Raw genomic sequence first — 22,672 nt, 5'->3', positions numbered from 1 at the left:
TCGCACCTAAGTTGACCTAGTTCCTACGATTCGAAGCGCAGCGCATGCGGCGCCAAAACCGTTATCGATTCCCATCACCATCAACCCTTGCGAGCATGAAGCAAGCATCGAGGCCATGGCGGTCTCTCCCCCTCGGGCGACACCATAGCCAACTGAGGTTGGCACGCCAATCACTGGCTGTGCCACCGATGCAGCAACCACGGTCGCAAGTGCTCCTTCGAACCCTGCAAGCACGATATACACCTCAGCGTCGGAGGTCTCGTCGAGCGCGACCAGAGTGCGCTTCAGAGCACTCACACCACAGTCGAGGACGAGGTGGGAGTCAACACCGAGCGCGGTGAGTACTGCCCGTGCCTCAAGTGCCATCACACGGTCCGAGGATCCCGCTGCTAGAATCGCCACCCGTTTTGGCCCAGTCCGTGGCAGTGGACGGGCCACCAGCGTAACGTATGGTTCCCCCTCTGCGATTGGAGGGAATGCGAGCCAGTCTGCGCGGTCAGCGATGAGTCCCCAACGCTCTGGGTCGAGTCGGGTGACAAGCACCGGCCCCTCTCCCTCGAGAGCAAATTCAATCATCTCAACGAGGGCGGCATCCCCCTTGCCGGCGGCGAATACCGCCTCTGGGATCCCGATTCTCGCCCTACGTCCGGCATCGAACCAACCGAACTCACCACGACGGAGTCCACCTGTCGGATTTTCATTCACAGTTTGAGCCTACCGGGCGACGCGACTCCGGCTAGTCTCCTCCTATGGACGAACCTCACCGAGTGCGAATAGCCTACCTAGGGCCAGCTGGCACCTTTACCGAAGAGGCTCTGATCGAGTTCATGGGAACACGACCCTACGATGGCATCCCACGTCCAACCATCGAAGATGTCCTCACCGACGTAGTCATTGGCAGCAGTGACTACGGCTTTGTGCCAATCGAAAACTCAATCGAGGGTACGGTAACCCCAACCCTCGATGCAATGATCTTCCGCTTTCGACTCCAAATCTATGCAGAGTACATACTCCCAGTCCGACAGCAGCTGATCGCGGCAAAGGGAGCACGGCTAGAAGACATTCACTCCGTCTACTCATACTCGCATGCCCTTGCACAGGTGGGTCGGTTTCTCCGTGATCGACTCCCTCGGGCCGAACTCCATCACACCGACTCTACCGCCGAGGCAGTTCGGCTCGTTGCCGACGCGAAATCGGACGCGATTGCTGCGATAGGGCCAAAGAGAGCGGCCGAACTCTACGGACTTGATGTGCTCATCGCCGACATCGATGACCATGCAGCTAACTCCACTCGTTTTCTGTTGCTCAACAACGACACCATCCCACGACCTACCGGCGACGACAAGACAAGCATCGTCTGCTTCCAAGTCGAGGACCGTCCGGGTTCCCTTCTATCGATCTTGGCTGAGATAGCCTCAAGAGGCATAAACCTCACCAAGCTCGAGTCTCGTCCCACCAAGACCGGCATCGGAATCTACTGTTTCGCGATCGACTTCGGCGGACACATCGCCGAACGGCATGTCCAAGAGGTCATCACCGACCTGAATCGCTACCTTGGTCACGTGAAGTTCCTCGGATCTTATCCAGCCTTCGTCAACCAGAAACACCATTCTGAGGCAAATTCAACCATCGACCCTCTGGTTGGAGAACTTCTCGGGCAGATTGAATCATCTCGTCCAACCCAATGAGGTGAGTGCCGATAGCGCCGTCTTTGTGCTCTGGGCTCTAGTATGTTTTTTCAAGCGGAGGGATGGCAGAGCGGACGAATGCGAAGCACTTGAAATGCTTTGGGCCAAAAGCCTCGTGGGTTCGAATCCTACTCCCTCCGCCACTGCTTCTAAATCGCCACCCAATCGGATCGATTTTGGGACGATGACCATCGCCTTGGCATCCACCTTTGAACACAAGACAAGTGGCTGCAAAGGTCTCCCCGCGCAGCCACTCGCCAAGGGCTCAAAGAACTACTGCTGAACTCCGGCAAAGTCAATCAACAACTTGGATAGATTGGCGTAGCCAAGTCCCGATCCGGGATTGTAAATCGCTCCAGAGGTGCCGGTATAGTAGTCGTTGGTATTGGTGAACTCACCGGTGATTTGCAATGACTTTCCATGATTACGGCCAGAATAATAGACCGGTCCACTGTACACAGTATTCGAATCCAATGGGTGGAACGGCGAATTACTAGACGCTGCGAACCGATAAATATTCGGATTCCAGAATCCTATACGATGACCCAACGAACTCTCGTAAACAGCGGTCACGCCGTTGAGCTGTGGACCGATGAAGCTTGTCCCACCGAAGTCAACAAGTGCCGATCCAAAGGGCTGCACAAACTGTGGATCATAGGCCACGTATCCGGTCTGTGGATCAGCATTGAACGCTACATCAGGAGTGGCTCGGAAACCGGCATTAGTGCCAGTGCTCAGTCCTGGTGCCGGATTCAATGTAAAGCTGGTCGGCAGATAGAGGTTAGTCGGCGATATATCTTGATATGAGGTCGGGTTGATGAACTGGTAGTCAGAGTAGCCACTGGCACCGACCCCCGCCTGATAAGAGGGCCCGTTAAACAAAGCGCTGTAGCCACCTCCTGATCCAACTATCAGGCCACCAGCTGCGGCCGACTCGCTAGACGCTCCCAACGCCTGGTACATTGGCCACAGATAGTCCCACCCCCATGTCAACTGCTTGGGTATGTTAACCTCTTCGTATCCAGTCACACTTCCGCGCTTATCGGTGATCGGATAGACCTGGGTTCCAGGAAGAGTAGTGCCACCAACAGAGGTCACATACGGGGAGTCCTCTGGGCTGTCGACTCCGAGGTTGTAGGTGCCGATATCCCCGGTTGGGGAGTAGGCCCCCTGGTCGCCGGAGGAGACAAAGACTGACTGTCCTTGGGCTGCAGACTCTAGATAGGCTTGGTTAAATGCGGCTGCGTATCCTGGGGACTCTTGTCCTGCTGCCACCGTATACTGAATAGCCGTCTCTGACTCGCCCCAGCTTGCCGAGAGTGAGCCAGCGACGTTTTGACTCGCGGCTTGATAGAAGGCGTCGACGAAGCCATAGTCGGTGTTCGGTGCCTGATATACGACGATCTTGGCCTGTGGTGCGATAGATCCAGACTGCTCGACATCGATGGTGGTCTCGTCAGAGCCATTGTTAAGGCTCACCGCACCAGCCCCACCGTCAACGTTCACGAGCGTGAGCCGATTCGGTAGAACCGCAATGTGGGCTACATTCTCCCAGAAGTATGCCGGAACCTTTGGATTCACACTTGCTAGAGTGACGATCCCCATCGTCTGTCCTTGGCCTTGCGAACCGGCATTCAGCACCGTGGTCAAATGGTACTGCTTCTCGAACGCCTGTGGTAGTTGCGAGCTTGGAGCTGTTCCTGTCGGTATAGTTCCACCGCTAGCCGCAGTTGAACCCGGCGTGACCTGTGCCTTGCCAGGAATCGACAGTGATTGATACGGCGCGTAGTTGGTGAGTCCCAACACCGCCTCGATATTGGTAGCAAGGTTGGAGGGCAGTTGAGGGTTGTGTGTTGCAGCAAACACCTGCTGAGTGCTTGCGGCTGGCCCACTGCTCACCGTCGCCGAAGAAGCTGGCACTTCATAGTTGTCGAACAGTACCGACAGCGCATTCTGGTACTCGGCCGCCGTTCCCTGCGACGTCACGTCCAGCATGTCAGTCATCGCTTGGGCTTGGATACCATACGAATTCAGGTAGGAGATCAGTTGCTTTACATACTGTTGGGTCTGACCGTACTGCTGGGCAAACTCCATCGGCGTCAGGTACGGACCTGTCCATCCAGCATCAACCTTTGATTGGAGACTGGCGATATTTTGGCCCTTCAGGATAAATGACACACGCATCTGGGTGGTACTCGCCGTGGCACCAGTGGGCGTGGACTCAGCAGCGATTCCTGGTGCCAAGCCACCAGGAACGCTCACCTTTGGAGCCAGCGCTTGCGACGCGGTCAGTGACGTCACCGGTGATGCCATAGCCATTGTCGCGATTCCAAGAACACCCGCGGCGCCGAGCGTTACAGCATGCCGTGTAAACCTCTTCTTCAATTTAACCCCCTCATAGGCTAGCTACTCGACCAGCGATCGAGACCAATGCAGCGTCAACCAGAGACGCTGATCGAATCGTAGCAAACTTGGAGAGCCTAAGTTAGCAATTGGCTAAAAAACGCAACTTTTCTTGTTGGTGTGCTTATACGAGCCAAGGTTACTGGATCAGGAGTCTCGGGGCCTCGTCGACTCCAACCGTGAAATGGTAGAAGCTGTCGACCGACCCCTCTGCCTTCAGCTCCTCTGCTGACAAGGCAATACGCTTCATCGGCGACCGCGCACCACTCTGGTGGGCCAACAAAGTCACGAGATAGCCCTCCCTGCGAAAATGACGGGCCTTGCTCAACGCTTCTGCGGTCTGATGGTCAGGCTCAAAGATCACCGTCAAGCGTCGCGCTCCGGTCTCGCGCATTAGCCCAAGCTCCTCTACCAGACCGACGACTCGCTCAAAACCGAGTGAGACGCCACAAGCGGGAGTGTCGGTACCAAAGCGAGCGAGAAGCTGATCGTATCGCCCGCCACCGCCGATTGAACCCGACCATTTCGGGTGGATGATCTCATAGACCGTAGACGTATAGTAACCAATTCCTCGGACGATCAGCGGATCAAAGACCACCGGAACATCACGGACAGAGGTGGTGACGTGCTGCTGGATCGCACTTAAGTTAGCTATCAGCGCCTTGGGTACACCAAGATCGGCCAAAGCCTTGAGACTCGACGCCTCGCTTAACTCTCCGAGCACCGCCACTAGGTGGGTAGCCTGATCTGCGGCGATCCCCTTCGCCTGAAGTTCAGCGACGACCTCTGCCACGCTCTGCTTATCGAGCTTGTCGAGTGCGATCATGACACCGGTGAAGCGATCGTCAGGAATCTCCAGCTTGTTAAGTAGAAACTCAAGGATTCTCCGATCATTCAGACGAATCTCGAACCCCTCTAGCCCGATCTTGTGAAGTGCAGAGGTAGCGGCGATCAACAACTGCACCTCCGCCAGATAACTGGGATCGCCAAGGACGTCGATGTCGGTCTGCAGGAACTGACGGAAACGTCCTCGTTGTGGGCGCTCGGCACGAAACACCGGTCCAAGCTGCATGGCATAAAATGGTTTCGGTAACTTCGACTGGTTGATCGAATAGAAACGAGCAAGTGGAACGGTGAGGTCAAAACGAAGAGCGGCATCCGCGAGTTCATCCTCGGTACCAGCGAGCGCCGCATCTAGACGCTCGCCACGCTTCAAGACCTTGAACATCAACTTCTCATTTTCACCGGCACCAGAGCTCGTCAAGGTCTCCATCGTCTCCACCACAGGGGTCTCGATCTCAAAAAAACCGTGCTGACGATAGGCTTCACGAATCACCTGGAGCGTGTGCAGCCTAACTCCGGCTTCACCAGGTAGAACATCTCTCATTCCCCTCATCGGGCGAGGCGCTTGCATAATTACCTCCTCCCCCAAATTCTAAGGCACGTCTGAGGATTCCAGTCCGCCCAACTCAACTCGAATGGAATATCGACTGCACAGCTTTGTTAACGTTGTCGATGATTCGACACCGATGATGCCGAGGGGGAGGAAGCTATCATGAACGTCCGACTAGCAGTAGTAGGGCTTGGATTGACTGGGCTCGCGCTTGCAGCCTGTGGGTCAACCAGCTCAAAGACGAGTTCTACCAGTTCAACAACGAAGAGTTCGAATGCCTCAACGATTAGCACAGGTGCGACTGTCGCCACATCGAGTTCGTCAGGCTATGGAACCATTCTGACATCAAAGGCTGGGCAGACCTATTACGTCTTCACTGGAGACACAAAGGGCAAGTCGAACTGCACTGGCACATGTGCAAAGGCTTGGCCACCAGTGACCGGGTCACCAACGGTTTCCGGAGGAGCCTCTTCAAAGCTTGTAGGAAGTATCACTCGCTCGAATGGACAAAAACAGGTGACTTACAACGGTCATCCTCTCTATACCTTCGCGAGCGACGGCGGTCCACATCAAGTGAATGGTGAGGGTATCAACGCCTTTGGGGGCTACTGGTATGTGATCAGCCCTGCAGGAAAACCAGTCACCTCAAGCGGCAGTGGTGGAGCAACCTACTCTTCCACTACATCGTCGAGCTCGAGCAGCGGCTCCAAATCTAGCAGCGGATCCAAATCTAGCAGCGGCTGGTAGGACTACACTCTACCATCACCTTCCAACATCCAGCGGAGTTGGTGCCAGCGACTCCAAGATGTCGAGTCACGGCCGACCGGCATCCATGCGAAACGACTCCTAAAACGCTAGGCCTGTTAAGCTTGGCTCTCAACCTCCAGGGTTTGTGGCCGACCCAGATTGCGTGCAAGCAGCCAATAGACGACTGCCGCCACGATAATGCCGGTGAAGACTGAGAAGTCAGCACCTCCGCTCGCCCTAGAGAGCGGGCCGACAAAGATGGTAGTGTTGATCGCCGACAGCGATGCGAGCATACCGAGAATCTGGGCGATGATCGCCGGCCAGTGCACTCCCTTGTTCGACCAGTACAAGCCGCCACGCTCCTGTTGAAGAGCGTGGGCATCATAACGTCGACGTCTTAGTAACCAGTCAACCAAATAGATCGCTGTCCAAGGCGCAACCCAGACGATAATGAAGAGGACAAAGTCTCCAAGTAGCGTATTAAAGCTATTCGAAAACGTTGCATAAGCCGTGAGTGCTGCGCAGATGACAGTGTCTAGAACAACGGCCTGAAGTCGGGAGAGCTTCAATCCAAGTGCCTGAAGTGTCACCCCGGAGGAGTATAGGTCAAGGCTATTGATCGCAAACAACTGCAAAATGGCGATCAACAGGTATGGGGTGAGAAACCAGGCTGGGAAGGCTTGCGGGAGCCCACTTATTGGATTCGTCGCACTCGGCACAAAAGTGAAAATTGCTGCCCCGAGAACCATCAACAGAATCGATGGGATCGCGGTACCCAGAAACACCCACAAGACCGTCTTGGTCTTGGATGCGCTACGAGGCAGATAGCGAGAAAAATCATTCCCATTCTCAGTCCAACCGAGACCAGAAGTCGAGATAATCACGGCGAGAACAGCGAACATGACCTGCCAGCTTGCCCCATGAGCCACCGAGTGCACGTTCAGTTTTCCTAACGAAAGCCCCGCCATCAAAGCGAACAAAATCAAGAACGGTACTGAGAGGATACGCATGGTTCGCAGAATCGCGCCATGGCCAAACAATGGGAGTACGAGCTGGATCAGTGCCGCCACGATGATGAATACCAGTTTCAAACCGGTACCGGCGTTGATCCCACCTTGATGAAACAGAGCGATGGCTGCGAGTACGATTAAGGCCAGCCCCTCGGTCTCGAACCCAACTTGGGTCAGCCAGTTAAAGAGCGCCAGCAGCCTGGAGCCGTTGGGGCCAAAGGCGGCGCGATTGATCGTAAAGGTCGTAGTACCAGCATCGGGCCCTTGCAGGCTGGTGAGGCCAAGCAGAAAGAAGGAGAGGTTGCCTATCAATATTATGCCCACAGCTTGAGCAAACGAGAGTCCAAAGCTCATGGCGAGTGCACCATAGACGACATACTCAACGTTGAACAGAGCTCCCGCCCACATCCAGAACAGATCTCGAGGTCGTGCCCATCGCTCCGACTCTGGGATATAGTCAATTCCTCGCGTCTCGATCAGGCTCCCAGCCTCCTCGACAGCCGCCTCAGATACCTTCTTCATGGCCAACCTCTCCAACCAAACGGCGACGACATGACACTAGCGTACCGGATGATGTAGGCACTGTCTGTGACAGAACGATGAACTCCCATGTCCTCTCATAGTCATCCAAGGGCAACTAAACTAAAACAGTGTTCGAACAACATCGCCGGCATTCGTCCCGTCTTCTCGCAAAGGCTCGTGGTGATGCTCTTTGTGATCTCCTTCTTCAAAACGTTCATCTCTTCGTGCCGACCACCAAGGAGTGGATCACCACCGACATCGCGATCGCGGATGGAACCGTCGTGGGTTGGGGAGCGCGTGACGCTCGTGCAACCATTGATCTTGATGGGGCATCTGCTACTCCAGGTTTCATAGACGCCCACATGCACATCGAGTCGACCAAGCTTTGGATCCCCCACTTTGTCGCCGCCGTCCTGCCGTGGGGTACCACCGCCGTTGCCAACGATCCTCATGAAATGGCCAATGTTCTTGGTTCGACTGGGGTTATGGCGATGATAGAGGCCACACGAGGGCTTCCATTCACCTTCGGATTTTCAGCATCATCCTGCGTTCCCGCTTCCCAGTTCGAGAGCCCTGGAGCCCGCTTCGACCTCGATGACATCCAACAAGTACTAGCCGACACGAACGGCATAGGTCTCGCCGAGGTTATGAATTTCCCGGCGGTGATAGCTGGTCATCCTGAACTGCTCGCCAAAATCACAGCCGCCGGCGTACACAGGGTTGATGGCCATGCCCCGGGTGTCACTGGCCGACTACTCGACACCTATCTCTGCGCCGGTATCGAATCAGATCACGAGATGCTCACATACGATGAGGTCGTGGAGAAGAGGCGCAAAGGGATGTGGGTCTTCCTGCGGCACGGTTCAGCAAGCCAAAATCTCGCCAGCTTTGCTAGGACTGTAATCGACCATGGGACCAGTCGAGTCGCGTTATGCAGCGACGATCGCGAACCCGACCTCATCGTCGACCATGGACATATCAACCACTGTATCGAGGTCGCCATCGAGGCAGGCATCTCGCTAGAAGATGCCCTCACGATGGCCACTATGAATGCGGCTGACTACCATGGTTTCGACCACTTAGGGATTGTAGCTCCGGGATACCAGGCTGATCTCAATATCTACGAGTCCATGGATCGCCTCGTACCAGAGATGGTCATTCAGCACGGAGACGTAGTCGCTCGTCACGGTAGGCTGGTTGCGCCCATCGACCACGTCAAGCCATTGCCAGTACTCCTAGGCACCGTCCACCTCAAAGAGAGTCTCACGGCAGACAGCTTTAAAATCGACGTCTCCCCTGGCCAGAGCGTTCGTGTAATCCAGGTCTTCGAGCATTCACTGTTGACAGGATCGGAGATTGTCACCATCGCTGAGGACGACTCGACACTCAACCAACTAACGGTTATTGAACGTCATCTGGGCACAGGCCGACGTGGGCACGGCTATCTCAAAGGTTTCGGACTAGCCCGGGGAGCAATAGCCTCGACGGTTGCCCATGACGCCCACAACCTCATGGTCGTTGGAGCGAACTCAGATCAGGGGCGTCACGACATGGCGGTAGCCGCCAATCACATCGCTTCGACTGGTGGCGGCCAAGCGGTCTGTCTGAACGGCGACATACTCGCCGAAGTCAGGCTACCAATCGCAGGTCTTATGGCTGATTTGCCAGCAGAAGAGCTTGGTAGACAAGTTGCTTATGCGCAGAATGTCGTAAGACAGGTCCTCGGCTCGTCGTTAGACGCTCCCTTTATGACACTCTCGTTCCTTGGCCTATCGGTAATACCTGCCTTGAAGCTCACCGATCATGGGCTCATCGATGTTGAGCGATTTGCAGTCACACCACTCATCGTTGACTAATCAGACTCGATGGTGTTAGATCTGCGCTGAGGAGCTGTCGTGCACAATCGGCCTGGCTCAGCTACAGTAGGAGGAGTTGAATGCGAAAGGGTAGATCATGCGTGATGCAGTGATTGTTGATATCGTCCGTACACCTGGAGGGAGACGAAATGGCAGCCTTGCCGGCTGGCACGCAGTGGACCTAGCAGCCTTCGTGATCAATGGGATCTTGGAACGCACCACAATAGATCCACAGATCATTGACGATGTCATTTTTGGCTGCGTGAGCCAAGTTGGCGAACAGTCGGCGAACATCGCTCGCAACGCTGTTCTGGCCGCCCATCTGCCCGAGTCGGTGCCAGGCACAACCGTCGATCGACAGTGTGGATCCTCGCAGCAGGCTGCTGCGTTCGCAGCACAAGCCATCATTTCAGGGGCAGCCGACGTTGTCATAGCTGGTGGTGTCGAGTCGATGAGTCGCGTTCCAATGGGGTCATCAATGGGACAGGGTCCAGGTGTACCGTTTGGACCAACCCTGGCGTCTCGCTATAGCGACCGTGGTGGGCTCGTTCATCAAGGTATCTCTGCTGAGTTGATCGCCGAAAAGTGGGGATTCAGTCGTCAAGATCTCGACAGTTTTGCCCTCCAGAGCCAACAACGCGCTGCTAAGGCCACAGTCGAGGGGCGATTCAAACATGAACTGTTGCCCATCGATGTTCGCGACTCAGAAGGACGACCGACAGGGACTGTCCTCGATGTCGATGAGGGGATCCGGCCAGACACCTCCCTTGATGCGCTCGCTGGCCTTCGCCCCGCATTCAAAGAGGATGGCAAGATTACCGCCGGGAACTCATCTCAGATCACCGATGGGGCATCCGCTGCACTCATCATGAGTAGTGAACGTGCCGAACAACTAGGTCTAACTCCACGTGCGCGTTTCGTCTCATTCGCCGTAGTGGGTTCTGACCCCATCCTCATGCTGACCGCTCCGATCCCCGCGACCGAACGAGTGCTGGCTAAAGCCAACCTCAGCCTCGATCAGATTGACCTCGTCGAGATCAATGAGGCCTTCGCCTCGGTCGTTCTAGCCTGGGCCAACGAACTCCACCCTGATCCAGATCGTGTCAACGTAAACGGAGGAGCTATCGCCTTGGGGCACCCTCTTGGCGCTTCAGGAACACGACTCTTGGCAACCCTAGTCAATGAACTCGAGCGCACTGGTGGTCGTTATGGTCTTCAGACGATGTGTGAGGGTGGCGGTATGGCCAATGCTTATGTGATTGAGCGGCTGGGTTAGACGCTCCTCATCACGCTGATGAGTCAGTGTGAGCCCTGTAGGTGTATCCATAGACAGCTGATGCTCTGCTGATGGCTGTTCAAGCCGTTGCCGGTGCACCATCAACAAACATGACAGCTGCGCACCCGAAAGCGCTCAAATAACGATGGCGCAACCTAGCGTGTGCGTCATCTACGACAACAATCGAAATCTCCGGAATGTGATGAACCAACCGAAGCCAAGGTAGAGATGTATCTAGCTGAGAACCCTTCTCAGCAGCGAGAGTCTCTAGCGGAGAATGTGGGCGACCGTTTTCGACTTGCTTCGAGGGTGGCGGTTCACCTGCTGTCAGAGTGTAGCTACGATGATAAGGGTGCTCCGCAACGTTCTCATCATCGACAACTACGACTCGTTCGTCTACAACCTCTCACAGTACGTGGGTAAGCTCGGCGCTATACCTACCGTCATCCGAGAGGACACTATCGCCGATAACCCGGAGTTGATTGGAACCTCTGAGGCGGTCATCATCTCACCCGGACCAGGTCGACCGTCGTCATCGCGAGGCGGACTCGCCATGCTCGCAAATCACCGCGATCTCCCGATCCTCGGCGTCTGTCTCGGTCACCAACTGATCGGCGAGTACTTCGGAGCAAGCGTCGTCCGTGCTCAGAAAGTGATGCACGGGCGCACCTCGCTGATCACCCACGATGGTGCCGGGGTTTTTCGCGGCCTCGCTCCTCAGCTCACTGTGACGAGATATCATTCGCTCGTCGTGGATCCAGCCACAACGCCTTCCGATCTAACGATCACTAGTACCACTTCAGACGGGATCATCATGGGCCTTCGCCATCGGAGGTATCCGATTGAGGGAGTACAGTTTCATCCAGAATCCATCCTCTCCGATGACGGGCTTCAGATGATCAGCAACTTTCTTAACCAATGACATTCGCGGAGTGGTGTCAGCACGCTGCGTCCACTACCTGATAGCAGTGAGCTAACACGCGACACAAATTGTGACTGCCAAGACGACGAACCTCTTACCGAGAAGTGGCAAAACCTGCTAACTTCAGACGGTGCTCAGTTCAGGTCAACCGGATGCGGAGGGCGGACCAGAGCCGCCGCCACCGCTACCAGGACTGGTCGGACTCGTCGGGGACGACCCACTAGAAACCGTAAGCGTAATTGAGGTACCTGCGGGTTCCTGAGTCCCAGACGCGGGCGTCGTCGAGATCACGTCTCCACTTGGCACCGTAGAACTCGTCTGGTATTGGTTCTGGGACGCAACGGTAAAACCGGCATTTTGCAGGGTTGTCGTCGCCTTTGCAACGGTATCCCCAGCAACGTTAGGCACCGCCGTCGAACTCCCTGACGAGACAGTGAGGTTCACTGAGCTATTCGGTGCCACCTGGGAGCCGGAGGACGGCGAGGTAGATATCACGTCTCCACTTGGCACCGAGTTGCTCGTCTGGTAGCTAACGCTACCCACCTGCAACCCGTCAGATCCGAGCTTATTAGAGGCGGTAGCAAGACTGTCGCCTGCAACGTTTGGAACTGTCAACTGAGACGGGCCACTTGAAACCGTCAAAATGACGGTTGAACCCTTAGCCACCGACTGACCAGCGGCTGGTGATTCACCGATGACCGTCCCCTGCGAAGCCGATGCATGCTTATAGTTCGTTGAGACATTGAAGCTCTTCGCCAAGAGCGTCGACTCAGCTGTCGCAGATGATTGTCCCTTCACATTTGGGACGGTAACCGATGCCGGACCGCTTGATACCAGCAACGTCACCGTTGACCCCTTCTTTGCGCGAGACCCTCCCCTCGGACTCTCACCGATCACAGTGCCAGAGGACTGTGACGAGTTCCTAAACTGAATATTGGACTGCAGGCCAGCTCGCGTTAACGCCGAAGTCGCGCCCTGTTCACCAGCTCCGGTCACATTTGGTACCAGAACAGTCGTCACAGTCGGCTTCGGCCTTGCATGTGAGGCCAGGAGTTTCTTACCGAAAATGATACCTGCGGCTGCAAGCAGGAGAATTATTATCAGCAGCAAGATCCACGGCCAGACACGATGGCGACGCTTGGGTTGGGTCGAGTTGGCACCAACAATGGGGATAGACGAGGTGGATTCGATCGGCGAGATAAACTGGGTCCTCGGACCGGCCGTCGTGACTCCAGCGGCAAGCAACGTCGTCTCGGCCACGGCCGCCATCTCGACGGTTCCGGCTCGGATAGGACGGTCATCGAGAAAACGAAGTAAATCAGAACGAAGCTCGCCAGCGTCGCTGTAGCGATTGGCCCGATCCTTTTGTAGACACTTCAGCACAATAGTCTCGAGTGCGGGCGGAATCGATGGATTTATCGAACGCGGAGCCGCTGGGCGCTCGGTCACATGCTTGTACGCCACCGCGATCGGCGTCTCCGCAAGGAAAGGGGCCGTACCGGTCAGCATCTCATACATGACGATTCCGAGTGAGTAGACGTCACTTCGTCCGTCGAGGTCCTCGCCCCGTGCCTGTTCCGGTGAGATGTAGGTTGCAGTCCCGAGTACCGCTCCAGTTTGAGTAAGATCCTCGTCATTTGTAACCGCCCGAGCGATCCCAAAATCGGCGACCTTAACCATGCCATCCTCTGTCAACAGAACATTCGATGGCTTGATGTCACGATGTACAACTCCGTGACGATGGGCGAAGGCGAGAGCGAGAGCGACATCGGCTCCAATAACGGCTGCGCGGCCAGGCGCTACCGTGCCCGACTCACGGATGACGTCGGCGAGTGTGGATCCAGTCACCAACTCCATGGCGATGAAGTAGGTGGAGTTCGCCGGGCCCCAATCATAAACAGAGACGATGTTGGGGTGTGAAAGCGCAGCCGCCGACTGTGCCTCTCTCCTAAATCGCTCCACAAAGGTGGGGTTGGTGGAGAGTTCGGGGAACAGAACCTTTAGCGCGACAAGTCGATCCAGGAGTAGATCACGCGCCTCGTACACATCGGCCATTCCACCACGAGCAATCAAACGCTCTGGACGATAGCGTGTTCCAAAGGTTTGACCCTGCTGGTCTTCAGTCATCTAGCCCAACTTTCACGATTTGACTCCTAGCGCTGCTGCAAGCATTGCCTTCACAATCGGCCCTGCATACTGTGCTCCCGTTGGATTAGCCGAGAGACCCGGCTGCTTGGGCACGACGACTGCGACAGCGATCTTTGGATTCTGAGCTGGCGCAAACGCAACCATCCAGTTGTCTGACTGTCCAACGATGTTGGAGTGGCTAGTCAACGTCGTCTGAGCTGTGCCTGTCTTCGCAGCAATCTGTATCCCTGGCAGCGCAATACCGGCCGCTGTACCGCTCTTTACTACGCCCACCATCAGCTGAGTGACCTTGGCAGCGGTCGATGGCGATGTAGCAACCTTCCACACTTTGGGTTGGAACGAGGTAACGGTGGCGTCCTGGCTCGAGATGACACGCCCAAGTAGATGCGGAGCCATGATAGTACCGTTATTTGCAATCCCAGCTCCAACCAAGGCCATCTGCAACGCAGTCGCCTGATCATTTCCCTGGCCAATTGCTGAAAACGCAAGCTGGGGAAGATTCTGCGAGAAGAAAGAGGTGGAGGGGAAGGTGGAAGCGGCCGCTCCAGGTAGATCGATCGGAGGGACCTGATTGAAGCCGAACTTCTCGGCTTCGTTATGGAGGTTCGAGGCCCCTAGGCGCAGGCCGATCTGTGCGAAACCGGTGTCACATGATACCGCCAAGAGCACCGGGAGCTCACCTCCGCACACCTCATAGGCATAATTATGCAGATGATGGCTGGTCTGCGGAAGCGCAATCGTGGCTACTGGTGGGAAGTTGACGCGAGCCAACTTCGGATCATGGTCGAATATGGCAGACGTCGTGACAATCTTAAAGGTCGAACCGGGTGGATAGGCACGTGAGATCGCTCGATTCAAGAGTGGCTGCTGCGAGTTTGAGATGTAACTCTTCCAAGCATTCTGCTCCGTGGTTCCGTTCGCAGACGCCAATGGGGCCGGATTATAGGTTGGATTCGACGCCATCGCCAACACGGCTCCAGTCTTTGGGTTAAGGGCGACGACAGCGCCCTTGAGCGAACCCAGTGCCTTGTACGCCGTCTGTTGCAAGCTGGATTGCAACGTGGTGACTACAGAATCGGTGGTGTAACTCTTAGTAAAGAGCTGACCTAGCGAACTCGGCGCTGCTATGTGACCTTGGAGATACTTGTTGTACTCGTACTCGAGTCCTGAAGTTCCATAGATCAGCGAGTAGTAACCAGTCACGTCAGCGTAGAGGGAGCCATGGGGGTAGACGCGTTGGTACTTGTATTGCGAAGTGGAGGGTACAGAGCCCGCCATCACCTGACCGTTCGCAGTTAAGATCTGACCACGCGGCGTCGAAAACGCCTTGATGATCGCGGAATAGTTCCCCGGCGCGTTGGCAAGACTATTAGCCTTCGCGATCTGAAGATCGTTCAGCTGAAGGAACAGCAACGCAAAGATCAACAAAAACAATGCGCCTACTAGAGTGATACGTCGCCTCATCCCAAGCCTCCGAACGCAACCGTCGTCGCTTGGAACTGCCGCTTCGCGTTGTAGACAAACTGCTTTGCCTGTGCGAGCGAACCCTCACTGATGCCATGTTGAATTTGAGTCCGTACTCCTTGTGCAAGTCGGTCTAGTCGCACGCCGGTCAAATCAACAACGTGTGGATTGAACCACAACACACCTCCCGGCCTCCCCTGGTAGATGGCTACCCGGTTTCCAAGAGCCGCCACGAAGTAGGAGTGTTGTACGTAGATATCAATCGCAAGTACCACGACACCGGCAAAGATCGCCAACAAGAAGAGGAACATTGTGGCCCGCACAAGTGGGCGCGAGATTGCGGATCGCTCGGTCATGTGAGTGGGCAAAGGAGATGGGATCCGATTCGTCTTCAACGATCGTTCAGATCGAGGAATCACCTCCGGCGCCGCCATCGATGGCTGGGCCTCCTCGGCCAACAGCACCGCTTCACGATCTGGGTGATCCAGCCTCACCACCACAACTGTGATGTTGTCATTGCCGCCGTGTTGGTTCGCCATTCGAACCAACGTCTCAGAGGCCTCATCTGGCAGCCGACTGGCCAATACCTGCGCGATCTCGACATTTGACACCTCGTTGATGAGGCCATCCGAACACAGCAGAAGAACATCACCGTACTGCAGTGGGACTCGGAAGTGATCTGGCTCAACCTCCGTGGCCACACCAACCACCCGAGTCAAGACGTGCCTGGCCCTGTGGGTGGCTGCCTGCTCGTGCGTGATTGAGCCAGCATCTACCAACTCCTGAACAAAGGTGTGGTCGTTGGTGAGCTGGATGAGCTGTCCTGTTCGCAATAGATAGGCGCGTGAATCACCCACATTGAAAACGTCAGCCATTGACTCATTGGCATCAACTAAGGCCATCGTGAGGGTGGTACCCATGCCCTCAAGTGCAACTTCACTGGCTGCGCGCTCTAGTATCGAGCGGTTCGCTGTCTGTATTGCTCGCTCAGGCTCGTTACCTGCTTTGAGTGATGCCACTGTCTCTGTAACGGCTACCTCGGCGGCTACGTTACCACCTGCATGGCCACCCATGCCGTCAGCGACTATAAAGAGCGAGCCATCTGCATAAAGCCTGTCTTGATTTTGCGCTCGCACTCGCCCGGGATCGGTCTTCGCGGCATAGGTAATCCTCATTTGGCCACGACCTTCAAGGCGGTCTTGCCAAGCTGGATCACATCACCCTTCGTGACCCGCATCGGCGCATCAATCTGATCGCCGTTGACGAAGGTGCCATTCCGCGAACCCAGATCTGCCACGATGATGTGACGCCGATCAAGGTAAATCTCAGCGTGGCGTTGAGAGACGAACGTATCCTCAGACAAGACGATCGAACATCCTGAATCCCGACCGACCAGCGCCGGGGTCTCAAATGTGAAGGTCTTGCCGGAGTAAGGCCCCTCTAGCACCAGTACCTTTCCAGATCCCTTCTGCTTGTGTGTACCGACAGCGATGGCATTTGACGTCGGTTCATTGATCGGCACCGCCACAAGATTGGTTGACACGGTGGTGCGTGCTTGTCTTCGCGTCTCTCGCCAGACGGCACGCATAGCAAACAGAAAGAACAACCAGATCAGTGCGATTAGCACGTATTTCAACGCGCTCAACAGTAGAAGTGGCATCGATTAACCCTTGCGTACCGTGAGATCCGTCGTTCCAACAGTTACCACATCTCCAGGGTTGAGTTCGGTTGGGCGGGAAATCTTGACGCCGTTGACGAAAGTGCCATTGGTAGAACCAGAATCGAAAACGGTAACACGACCCTCCTCGACCACAATCTCGGCATGACGCCTAGAGACTCTGGGGTTATCAACGAATACAGCAGATCCGGCTAGCCTACCGATCACGTGCGTTCCAAGGCCAAGTTTAAGCTGAGAACCATCTGCAAACACCAGCTCCCATCGGTCGGCAAACCCCTGCTCTTCACGGAAGTCACAATCGATGTAGAACGTCCCTGATTTGAGTTCAGGGTCCTCGATTAGCTGGAGTACGATCGGGCCAAGAAGCTCGTAATCTCCAGCCTCAACCGTCTCCTCTGCCAGAACTCGCAGTTCACCCTCTACGCGGTTTCGCAATGGACGCAGCTCCTGCAGGTCTTCAGGCGACAAGGCTACTGTGACCATATTGGGAGCGATATTAGAACGCACTCCAACGCGGCTCGAGCGCTCGATTTCGCGCACGAGTCTACGCCCCAGCTCAGCTGGTTCAATGCCACGCGGACTGCCCTTGGCAAAGATTGACTCCACCACAGCCGCGATCTTACGTTCGAACGATTCGAGACCCACTCCATTAGCACTATAACCAGGAATCGATGAAACCAGCCTTCTTTTTCCCCTGATACGTCAAGTAGTATAGCAGAAGGGCCGTTTTCGGGTTATGATGAGTCCTCTGGGCGAGTGGCGGAATTGGTAGACGCGCAGGATTCAGGTTCCTGTGAGGGCAACCTCGTGGGGGTTCAAGTCCCCCCTCGCCCACAAGTTGGCCAGAAGGCATTTTTACAGATTTCAAAGGCATGTCAGGTCCGCCAAACCAGTCTTTAGTCGTGGCCTTGAACCAGGGCGACGCCTGTCTCTAGACCCAGCGGCACTTGGGCTATACGACGGCTAGGACCAGCAGACAGTTCGTGACCTGACAGGAGTATCGGTTTCGCTCAGGCAGGACTGGTTTGAGCTCAATGAGAGGTTTGTGTGTCGACTGGATTGCCAAAGAGCACAGATCAACACTGCGGCTTCACTCGGACCGCCCCTCGCAATCCTCTCGTTCTAAATAGTGCGCGAGTGATACTAGGCTCAGGGATCAACGGATTCGGTTCAGCAGCTGGCGTTCTCAATCGAAAGGGATCAGGTGTTATGAAATGCAGACAGGAACCGAGCTGAACAAGCAGATGATCACCCAACGACTCTCGTTTGCTTTATCTACGGCACGCCCTGTGCTAAGCACTGACACCGGCAACGAACACAACCGATCGTGAACCTGACCGAGTTCCTACTGATCCTGGTGGTCACCCTCGCGGCCGAGCTCACCGACAAATCGATGGTGGCCGCTGTGCTTCTGAGTCGGCGCAACGGAGCATTGAAAACTGTCTCAGCCGCGATCACTGCCGTTGGGCTCGAGGCCTTCATAGTCGCCTTTCTCGCCAACTCAATCAGACTCCTCCTCAAGGGATCTTTGATACATATCGTGACCGGCATCGTTCTAGCGATAATCGGAATATTCCTGATCATCAAGGCCTTCCGGGGAGAGGAGGAGGAGTCAGAGGACGATCGGCGCTCCAGCAGCTGGATCATGATCTTCGTGATCTTCTTCCTGGCCGAACTCGGCGACGTCACCCAAGCCACCACTGCAGGCTTTGCCCTCGCTACCGGTTCACCCTTTTTCGTTGGACTCGCTGCAACCATTGGTATGGCAATATCGATTACGACCGCGGTAGCTCTGACACGCTTCACCCAGCACCTCTCCCAGCGGTTGCTCTATACGTTGGCTGGCATCATCATGTTGATCCTGGCTGCGCTATCCTTCGCAGGAATCGGTATGTAGCAAGACACCACCCACACCACCTCTGCTCCTGAAGGAGCCTGGGTGGTGCGGGTGGTGCGGGTGGATTAGCGGTTGGTTGACTCCTGCGCGCGTGGTTCAGATGGAGAGGTGGTGCGGTGCTGCCATGGAGTTCCAAGTCTCCCGAGTAGGTAGCGATCTAGCCCCAGCCATCCAGCGTTCCTCCATGCCAGTACCAACCCGATGCCAAGGATGATAAAGACTGGGTTCGTAGAGATCGCACCGGAGAACACGTAGCTGAAGTTGAGTGCCAGTCCAAAGAAGGCGGCAATAGCAGTGAAGGCTCCAAGGACTAACAGGATCCCAATCGCAAACTCAGCAACGGCGTCCATACGAGCAACAAGCAGGTAGTGAGGAAGTACACCGTGACGGAGGATCGCTACCCACCAGCCGTAGGAGACCTGAGCATGGGGTCCCTTGGACTCAGCGATTGCACCGAGGACAAAGCCCTTCACGCCGAGGCCAGTCCTCCAGAAGGCAGCTGACTCAGCTCCCCAGAGCTTGGAGACACCTGCGTTGATCCACTCATAGCCAAGCCATAGTCGCACGATCAACCAGATCCACGAGGCCGCCTTGCCGGCGAAGACGTAGCGAGCGACTCTTGGCTCCTCGATAGTGGTGGTGTCTATGTACTTCGTACTCTTGGACTCTGTCTCTCTATGACCTATGATGCCAACCTTTGCCATGACGACTACTCCTTAGTCCCTTGCTCCAGCTTTGGAGCTAACTGTCGTTCTAGGCAGCCGAGTAGAGGGAGCACAGTGGCATTGGGCATCGGCGAGTAGGGACTTCGGTCCATAGGGGCTGATGATCAGTTGTTGTCGATATTTAGGGTTCTGAAAGCTAAGTCGGCAATTCGATTGGGCGCTCTAAGACTGCAACCAAGGAGGGCGCAGCATGCCCATGGTCAGAGACATCAGAGACCTTGGTGAGCGTATGTACCAAAAAACCGTTGAAGGCGGCGCGGATCTCCTCCTCATCGATGAGTAGATCCTTATTGGGAGGGCCTGCAATGCCAAAAGAGTCGACGTGGTGACCGATAATGTAGAGCCAGCCCCCAGGGGCTACTATGTGGTGTAGACGCTCGTACAGATTGAGGCGCTCTCGGCGTTCAGGATGGATGTTCGCAAGCACTACGAAGTGAAAAGATTGTGCTGTGGTCAGGTAGGTAAACATGTCTTCGCAGATGGTCTCGATCGTGAGCCCCTCGTTGCCGGCTACTGCCTGAAGTCGATCCAGGGCGACATCAGCAAAGTCGACAGCAGTGACCTGGAAGCCAGCGCGTGCGAGAAAGAGGGAGTTTCGCCCTTCTCCGCATCCGAGGTCTAGTGCGTCGGTTGGCGCGATGTGCGCTACTGCATCCTTTAGCGATGGGTCAGCATCCGGAATCCACAACCTGTCGCTCTCGCGATAGCGTTGGTTCCACGCCGTGGCTCCACTCAATTGCGCCTCCTTGTCAGTAGTCCATCATAACGTTTGGATTGATCACTCGTCCTGGGTTAAATATGTCTATTAGTCGTGTGAGCTGGCGGCGTTCTGCAGCGGACTGCACGATACTTAGCTCCTGTTTCTTGAGCGTTCCGATCCCATGTTCAGCGCTGATAGCGCCTGCGAGGTCCACTACGTGTTGGTAGATCGAACGCGAGACTCTCTCCAACGAGCGATCTTCGCCTACTAGGTTGACGTGCAGGTTGCCGTCGCCGAGATGGCCAAAGCAGTAGCATTGGACCCCGGCCTCCTTGGCAGTCATTTGGGCTAGCTGATAGAGGTTAGGCAGACCATTGATGGGTACAGACAGATCTAACTTTAGCGGTTTCCCGACTCGAGCTATCCATCCAGGGATCTCCTCGCGCCATGACCAGAGATCTGTGACTCTCTTTGGGTCATCTGCGATCACCCACTCTCGGTCGAGTCCAAGTTTGTCGAGTTGGTCGGCAAAGGTCAGTGCCTCGGAGAGAACCTCAATGAGCAGTGCCCCTCCTGGACTTATCGCCCAAGGTGGATTCGAGGGCGCAAGCTGGACGGCCTCTGGGCCTAGAAACTCAATCGCGCTGATCGCTGCGACATCTCCACGAAGTTTGGTGCCAATGGAGATACCCTCTTCAAGTGATTGTAACGGTGTTATTGCCACAAGACGACTTTGAGGCTGTGCGAGCAGTCGGAGGGTCACCGAGGTAATGATCCCAAAAATCCCCTCCGAGCCGACTAGTAGTCGCGCCATCGACGGTCCAGTTGCATCCTTTAGCAGTGCCTCGCGAGGCTCTTTCGTAGATCCATCCCCAAAGACGTAAGATAGATCGACGATGTTATCCGCCATTGGACCATATCGGAGCACGTGGATTCCTCCTGCGTTGGTCGCCGTCATGCCTCCAAGGGTCGCGGATCCTCGTGATGCAATATCGACGCCAAAGGCGAGTCCATGGCGAGCGATCTCTGATTGTAGATCTGCGAGTTTCACTCCGGCTCCGACGCTTGCGGTCATCGACGCCGGATCCACCTTGATCGTAGTTAGTCGCTCAGTGCTAAGGAGGATCTCATTGTTTAGCGGAACCGAGCCACCTGCGAGAGAGGTGTTGCCTCCCTGAACCAATATCCTTTCCTTGTGCGCCCCGACGTGTCTTACTAGTTCGACTAGCTCGGCATGATTTCTAGGACGCAGCAACAGATCGGTGCTACCGACTACGCGACCTGTCCAATCGCGACAGTAGTGGGCGATGATATCGGGGTCGGTGACGCTTACGCTGTCCGTAATTGATCTGGGCAGATCGAGATTTCTGACCACATCCTCACACTAGTGGAACGTCACCTGAGGATTGCAGCCAGTGCTCGAGAGGGAGCACGAGAGAATGCGATCCTAGCTAGCTGTGGCATCGGTTCGACACCAAGGATGATCCCTTTGAGTTGAATTGTTCCCGCCATCAACTGCCGAAACAGCCGATGTTTCCGGTCGCGGTCGATCTGCTACTCGTCGTCAACTTTGAAGATTGCCTAGCTAGTGTCCCTAGTCTGAAGTTTGCTCAGAAACACTAGGACCCAGATATTTCTGCATAGAAGCGAAGATTTCGTCGGCGCTCTTGGTCCAGATGAAGGGCTTGGGGTTCTTGTTCCAGGCCTCGGCCCACTCGGTAATTCCTTCATTGAGTTCGGTTACACTGTGATGAACACTGCGCTGTAGGTACTTGGTGGTGAGGGCTGAGAACCATCTTTCTACCTGGTTCATCCAGGACGAGTACGTCGGCGTGAAGTGGAACTGAAATCTCGGGTGGGCGAGGAGCCACATGCGGACCGATTCGGTCTTATGGGCTGCGTAGTTGTCAAGGACGACATGAACGCCCAGCTCCTTGGGTACGTTCTTGTCGATGATCTCTAGGAATTCGATGAACTCTATGGCCCTATGGGCAACGGTCATCTTGGTGATGACCTTGCCAGAGGCTACGTTGAGGGCGGCATAGAGATTACTGATACCGTTGCGCTTGTACTCAGTCGTTTGACGCAGGGGAACCCCTGGCACCATCGGACGTATGGGTTGGGTGCGATCAAGGGCCTGTACTTGGGTCTTCTCATCAACACAGAGGACGATGGCCGCCTCTGGAGGGTTCAAGTAGATCCCAGCAACGTCTCTGACCTTTTCGGTGAACTCTGGATCATTC

The 22,672-nt window shown here is 55.5% G+C and carries 19 protein-coding genes and 2 tRNA genes; 8 read left to right on the top strand and 13 right to left on the bottom strand.

The genetic code is table 11. The features are described from left to right. Positions 1-6: 6 nt before the first annotated feature. On the bottom strand, positions 7-705 hold the full coding sequence (larB, locus tag FEAC_RS07805) for a nickel pincer cofactor biosynthesis protein LarB (RefSeq protein WP_052566049.1): 699 nt from the start codon (positions 703-705) through the stop codon (positions 7-9). A gap of 44 nt (positions 706-749) precedes the next feature. Here larB and pheA point away from each other — a divergent pair, with 44 nt between their 5' ends. Together pheA and FEAC_RS07795 are read left to right on the top strand one after the other, a co-directional pair. Next, positions 750-1,688: a prephenate dehydratase gene (gene pheA, locus FEAC_RS07800; RefSeq protein ID WP_081901067.1), complete on the top strand. Its 939-nt coding sequence runs from the start codon at positions 750-752 to the stop codon at positions 1,686-1,688. 56 nt (positions 1,689-1,744) lie between these two features. After that, a tRNA-Ser gene (locus FEAC_RS07795) sits at positions 1,745-1,831 on the top strand. A 130-nt stretch (positions 1,832-1,961) separates the two neighbouring features. Here the strand turns inward: FEAC_RS07795 and FEAC_RS07790 are convergent. Beyond that, entirely contained in the window at positions 1,962-4,073 is a 2,112-nt protein-coding gene (locus FEAC_RS07790) for a S53 family peptidase (protein WP_052574656.1), read from the bottom strand. A gap of 157 nt (positions 4,074-4,230) precedes the next feature. Further along, a complete protein-coding gene (locus tag FEAC_RS07785) occupies positions 4,231-5,505 on the bottom strand; it encodes a histidine--tRNA ligase (RefSeq protein WP_052574655.1) in 1,275 nt (424 codons plus the stop codon). 141 nt (positions 5,506-5,646) lie between these two features. Between FEAC_RS07785 and FEAC_RS07780 the strand changes: the two genes are divergently transcribed. Beyond that, positions 5,647-6,231 (top strand): COG4315 family predicted lipoprotein, encoded by a 585-nt coding sequence (locus FEAC_RS07780; RefSeq protein WP_052566044.1) that lies wholly within the window; start codon positions 5,647-5,649, stop codon positions 6,229-6,231. 116 nt (positions 6,232-6,347) lie between these two features. Here FEAC_RS07780 and FEAC_RS07775 read toward each other — a convergent pair whose 3' ends face one another. Further along, a complete protein-coding gene (locus tag FEAC_RS07775; protein WP_052566042.1) occupies positions 6,348-7,763 on the bottom strand; it encodes a purine-cytosine permease family protein in 1,416 nt (471 codons plus the stop codon). Positions 7,764-7,891: 128 nt separating this feature from the next. Between FEAC_RS07775 and ade the strand changes: the two genes are divergently transcribed. From ade to FEAC_RS07760, 3 genes are all read left to right on the top strand, one after another. Then, on the top strand, positions 7,892-9,619 hold the full coding sequence (gene ade / locus FEAC_RS07770; protein WP_035389248.1) for an adenine deaminase: 1,728 nt from the start codon (positions 7,892-7,894) through the stop codon (positions 9,617-9,619). A 97-nt stretch (positions 9,620-9,716) separates the two neighbouring features. Continuing rightward, positions 9,717-10,895 (top strand): thiolase family protein, encoded by a 1,179-nt coding sequence (locus FEAC_RS07765; protein ID WP_035389246.1) that lies wholly within the window; start codon positions 9,717-9,719, stop codon positions 10,893-10,895. Positions 10,896-11,247: 352 nt separating this feature from the next. Further along, on the top strand, positions 11,248-11,817 hold the full coding sequence (locus FEAC_RS07760; protein WP_236684622.1) for an anthranilate synthase component II: 570 nt from the start codon (positions 11,248-11,250) through the stop codon (positions 11,815-11,817). A 144-nt stretch (positions 11,818-11,961) separates the two neighbouring features. On the opposite strand, the gene pknB is transcribed toward FEAC_RS07760, so the two are convergent. From pknB to FEAC_RS07735, 5 genes are read right to left on the bottom strand one after another with little or no spacing between them, the layout of a single operon-like run. Beyond that, entirely contained in the window at positions 11,962-13,944 is a 1,983-nt protein-coding gene (pknB, locus tag FEAC_RS07755) for a Stk1 family PASTA domain-containing Ser/Thr kinase (protein ID WP_052566040.1), read from the bottom strand. A 12-nt stretch (positions 13,945-13,956) separates the two neighbouring features. After that, positions 13,957-15,429, bottom strand: coding sequence for a peptidoglycan D,D-transpeptidase FtsI family protein (locus FEAC_RS07750; protein ID WP_035389242.1), 1,473 nt, complete (start codon positions 15,427-15,429; stop codon positions 13,957-13,959). Next, the gene (locus FEAC_RS07745; protein ID WP_052566037.1) at positions 15,426-16,604 is read right to left on the bottom strand and encodes a Stp1/IreP family PP2C-type Ser/Thr phosphatase; all 1,179 of its coding nucleotides are present in this window, start codon (positions 16,602-16,604) and stop codon (positions 15,426-15,428) included. The genes FEAC_RS07750 and FEAC_RS07745 overlap by 4 nt, the downstream gene beginning before the upstream one ends. Beyond that, positions 16,601-17,089, bottom strand: a complete 489-nt coding sequence (locus tag FEAC_RS07740; RefSeq protein WP_035389240.1) for an FHA domain-containing protein — start codon at positions 17,087-17,089, stop codon at positions 16,601-16,603. The genes FEAC_RS07745 and FEAC_RS07740 overlap by 4 nt, the downstream gene beginning before the upstream one ends. A gap of 3 nt (positions 17,090-17,092) precedes the next feature. Then, positions 17,093-17,752 carry an FhaA domain-containing protein gene (locus FEAC_RS07735; RefSeq protein WP_052566035.1) on the bottom strand — a complete coding sequence of 220 codons (660 nt, stop codon included), beginning with the start codon at positions 17,750-17,752 and terminating at the stop codon, positions 17,093-17,095. A gap of 105 nt (positions 17,753-17,857) precedes the next feature. Here FEAC_RS07735 and FEAC_RS07730 point away from each other — a divergent pair. Then, positions 17,858-17,941: transfer RNA gene (locus FEAC_RS07730), tRNA-Leu, on the top strand. A 493-nt stretch (positions 17,942-18,434) separates the two neighbouring features. Continuing rightward, positions 18,435-19,004 (top strand): TMEM165/GDT1 family protein, encoded by a 570-nt coding sequence (locus FEAC_RS07725; protein ID WP_052566034.1) that lies wholly within the window; start codon positions 18,435-18,437, stop codon positions 19,002-19,004. Positions 19,005-19,069: 65 nt separating this feature from the next. Here FEAC_RS07725 and FEAC_RS07720 read toward each other — a convergent pair whose 3' ends face one another. From FEAC_RS07720 to FEAC_RS07705, 4 genes are all read right to left on the bottom strand, one after another. Next, a complete protein-coding gene (locus FEAC_RS07720) occupies positions 19,070-19,708 on the bottom strand; it encodes a DoxX family protein (protein ID WP_052566032.1) in 639 nt (212 codons plus the stop codon). A gap of 157 nt (positions 19,709-19,865) precedes the next feature. Next, on the bottom strand, positions 19,866-20,465 hold the full coding sequence (locus FEAC_RS07715; protein ID WP_052566030.1) for a class I SAM-dependent methyltransferase: 600 nt from the start codon (positions 20,463-20,465) through the stop codon (positions 19,866-19,868). Positions 20,466-20,478: 13 nt separating this feature from the next. Then, a complete protein-coding gene (locus tag FEAC_RS07710; RefSeq protein ID WP_035392409.1) occupies positions 20,479-21,804 on the bottom strand; it encodes an FAD-binding oxidoreductase in 1,326 nt (441 codons plus the stop codon). A 219-nt stretch (positions 21,805-22,023) separates the two neighbouring features. Continuing rightward, positions 22,024-22,672 (bottom strand): IS630 family transposase (locus tag FEAC_RS07705; RefSeq protein ID WP_152623141.1); only part of this gene is annotated, 649 nt, incomplete at its 5' end.

This window comes from Ferrimicrobium acidiphilum DSM 19497 (assembly GCF_000949255.1).
Taxonomy (GTDB): Bacteria; Actinomycetota; Acidimicrobiia; order Acidimicrobiales; family Acidimicrobiaceae; genus Ferrimicrobium; species Ferrimicrobium acidiphilum.
The sequence above is the reverse complement of the archived record's forward strand: the minus strand, read 5'-3'. Positions and strand labels throughout refer to the sequence as shown.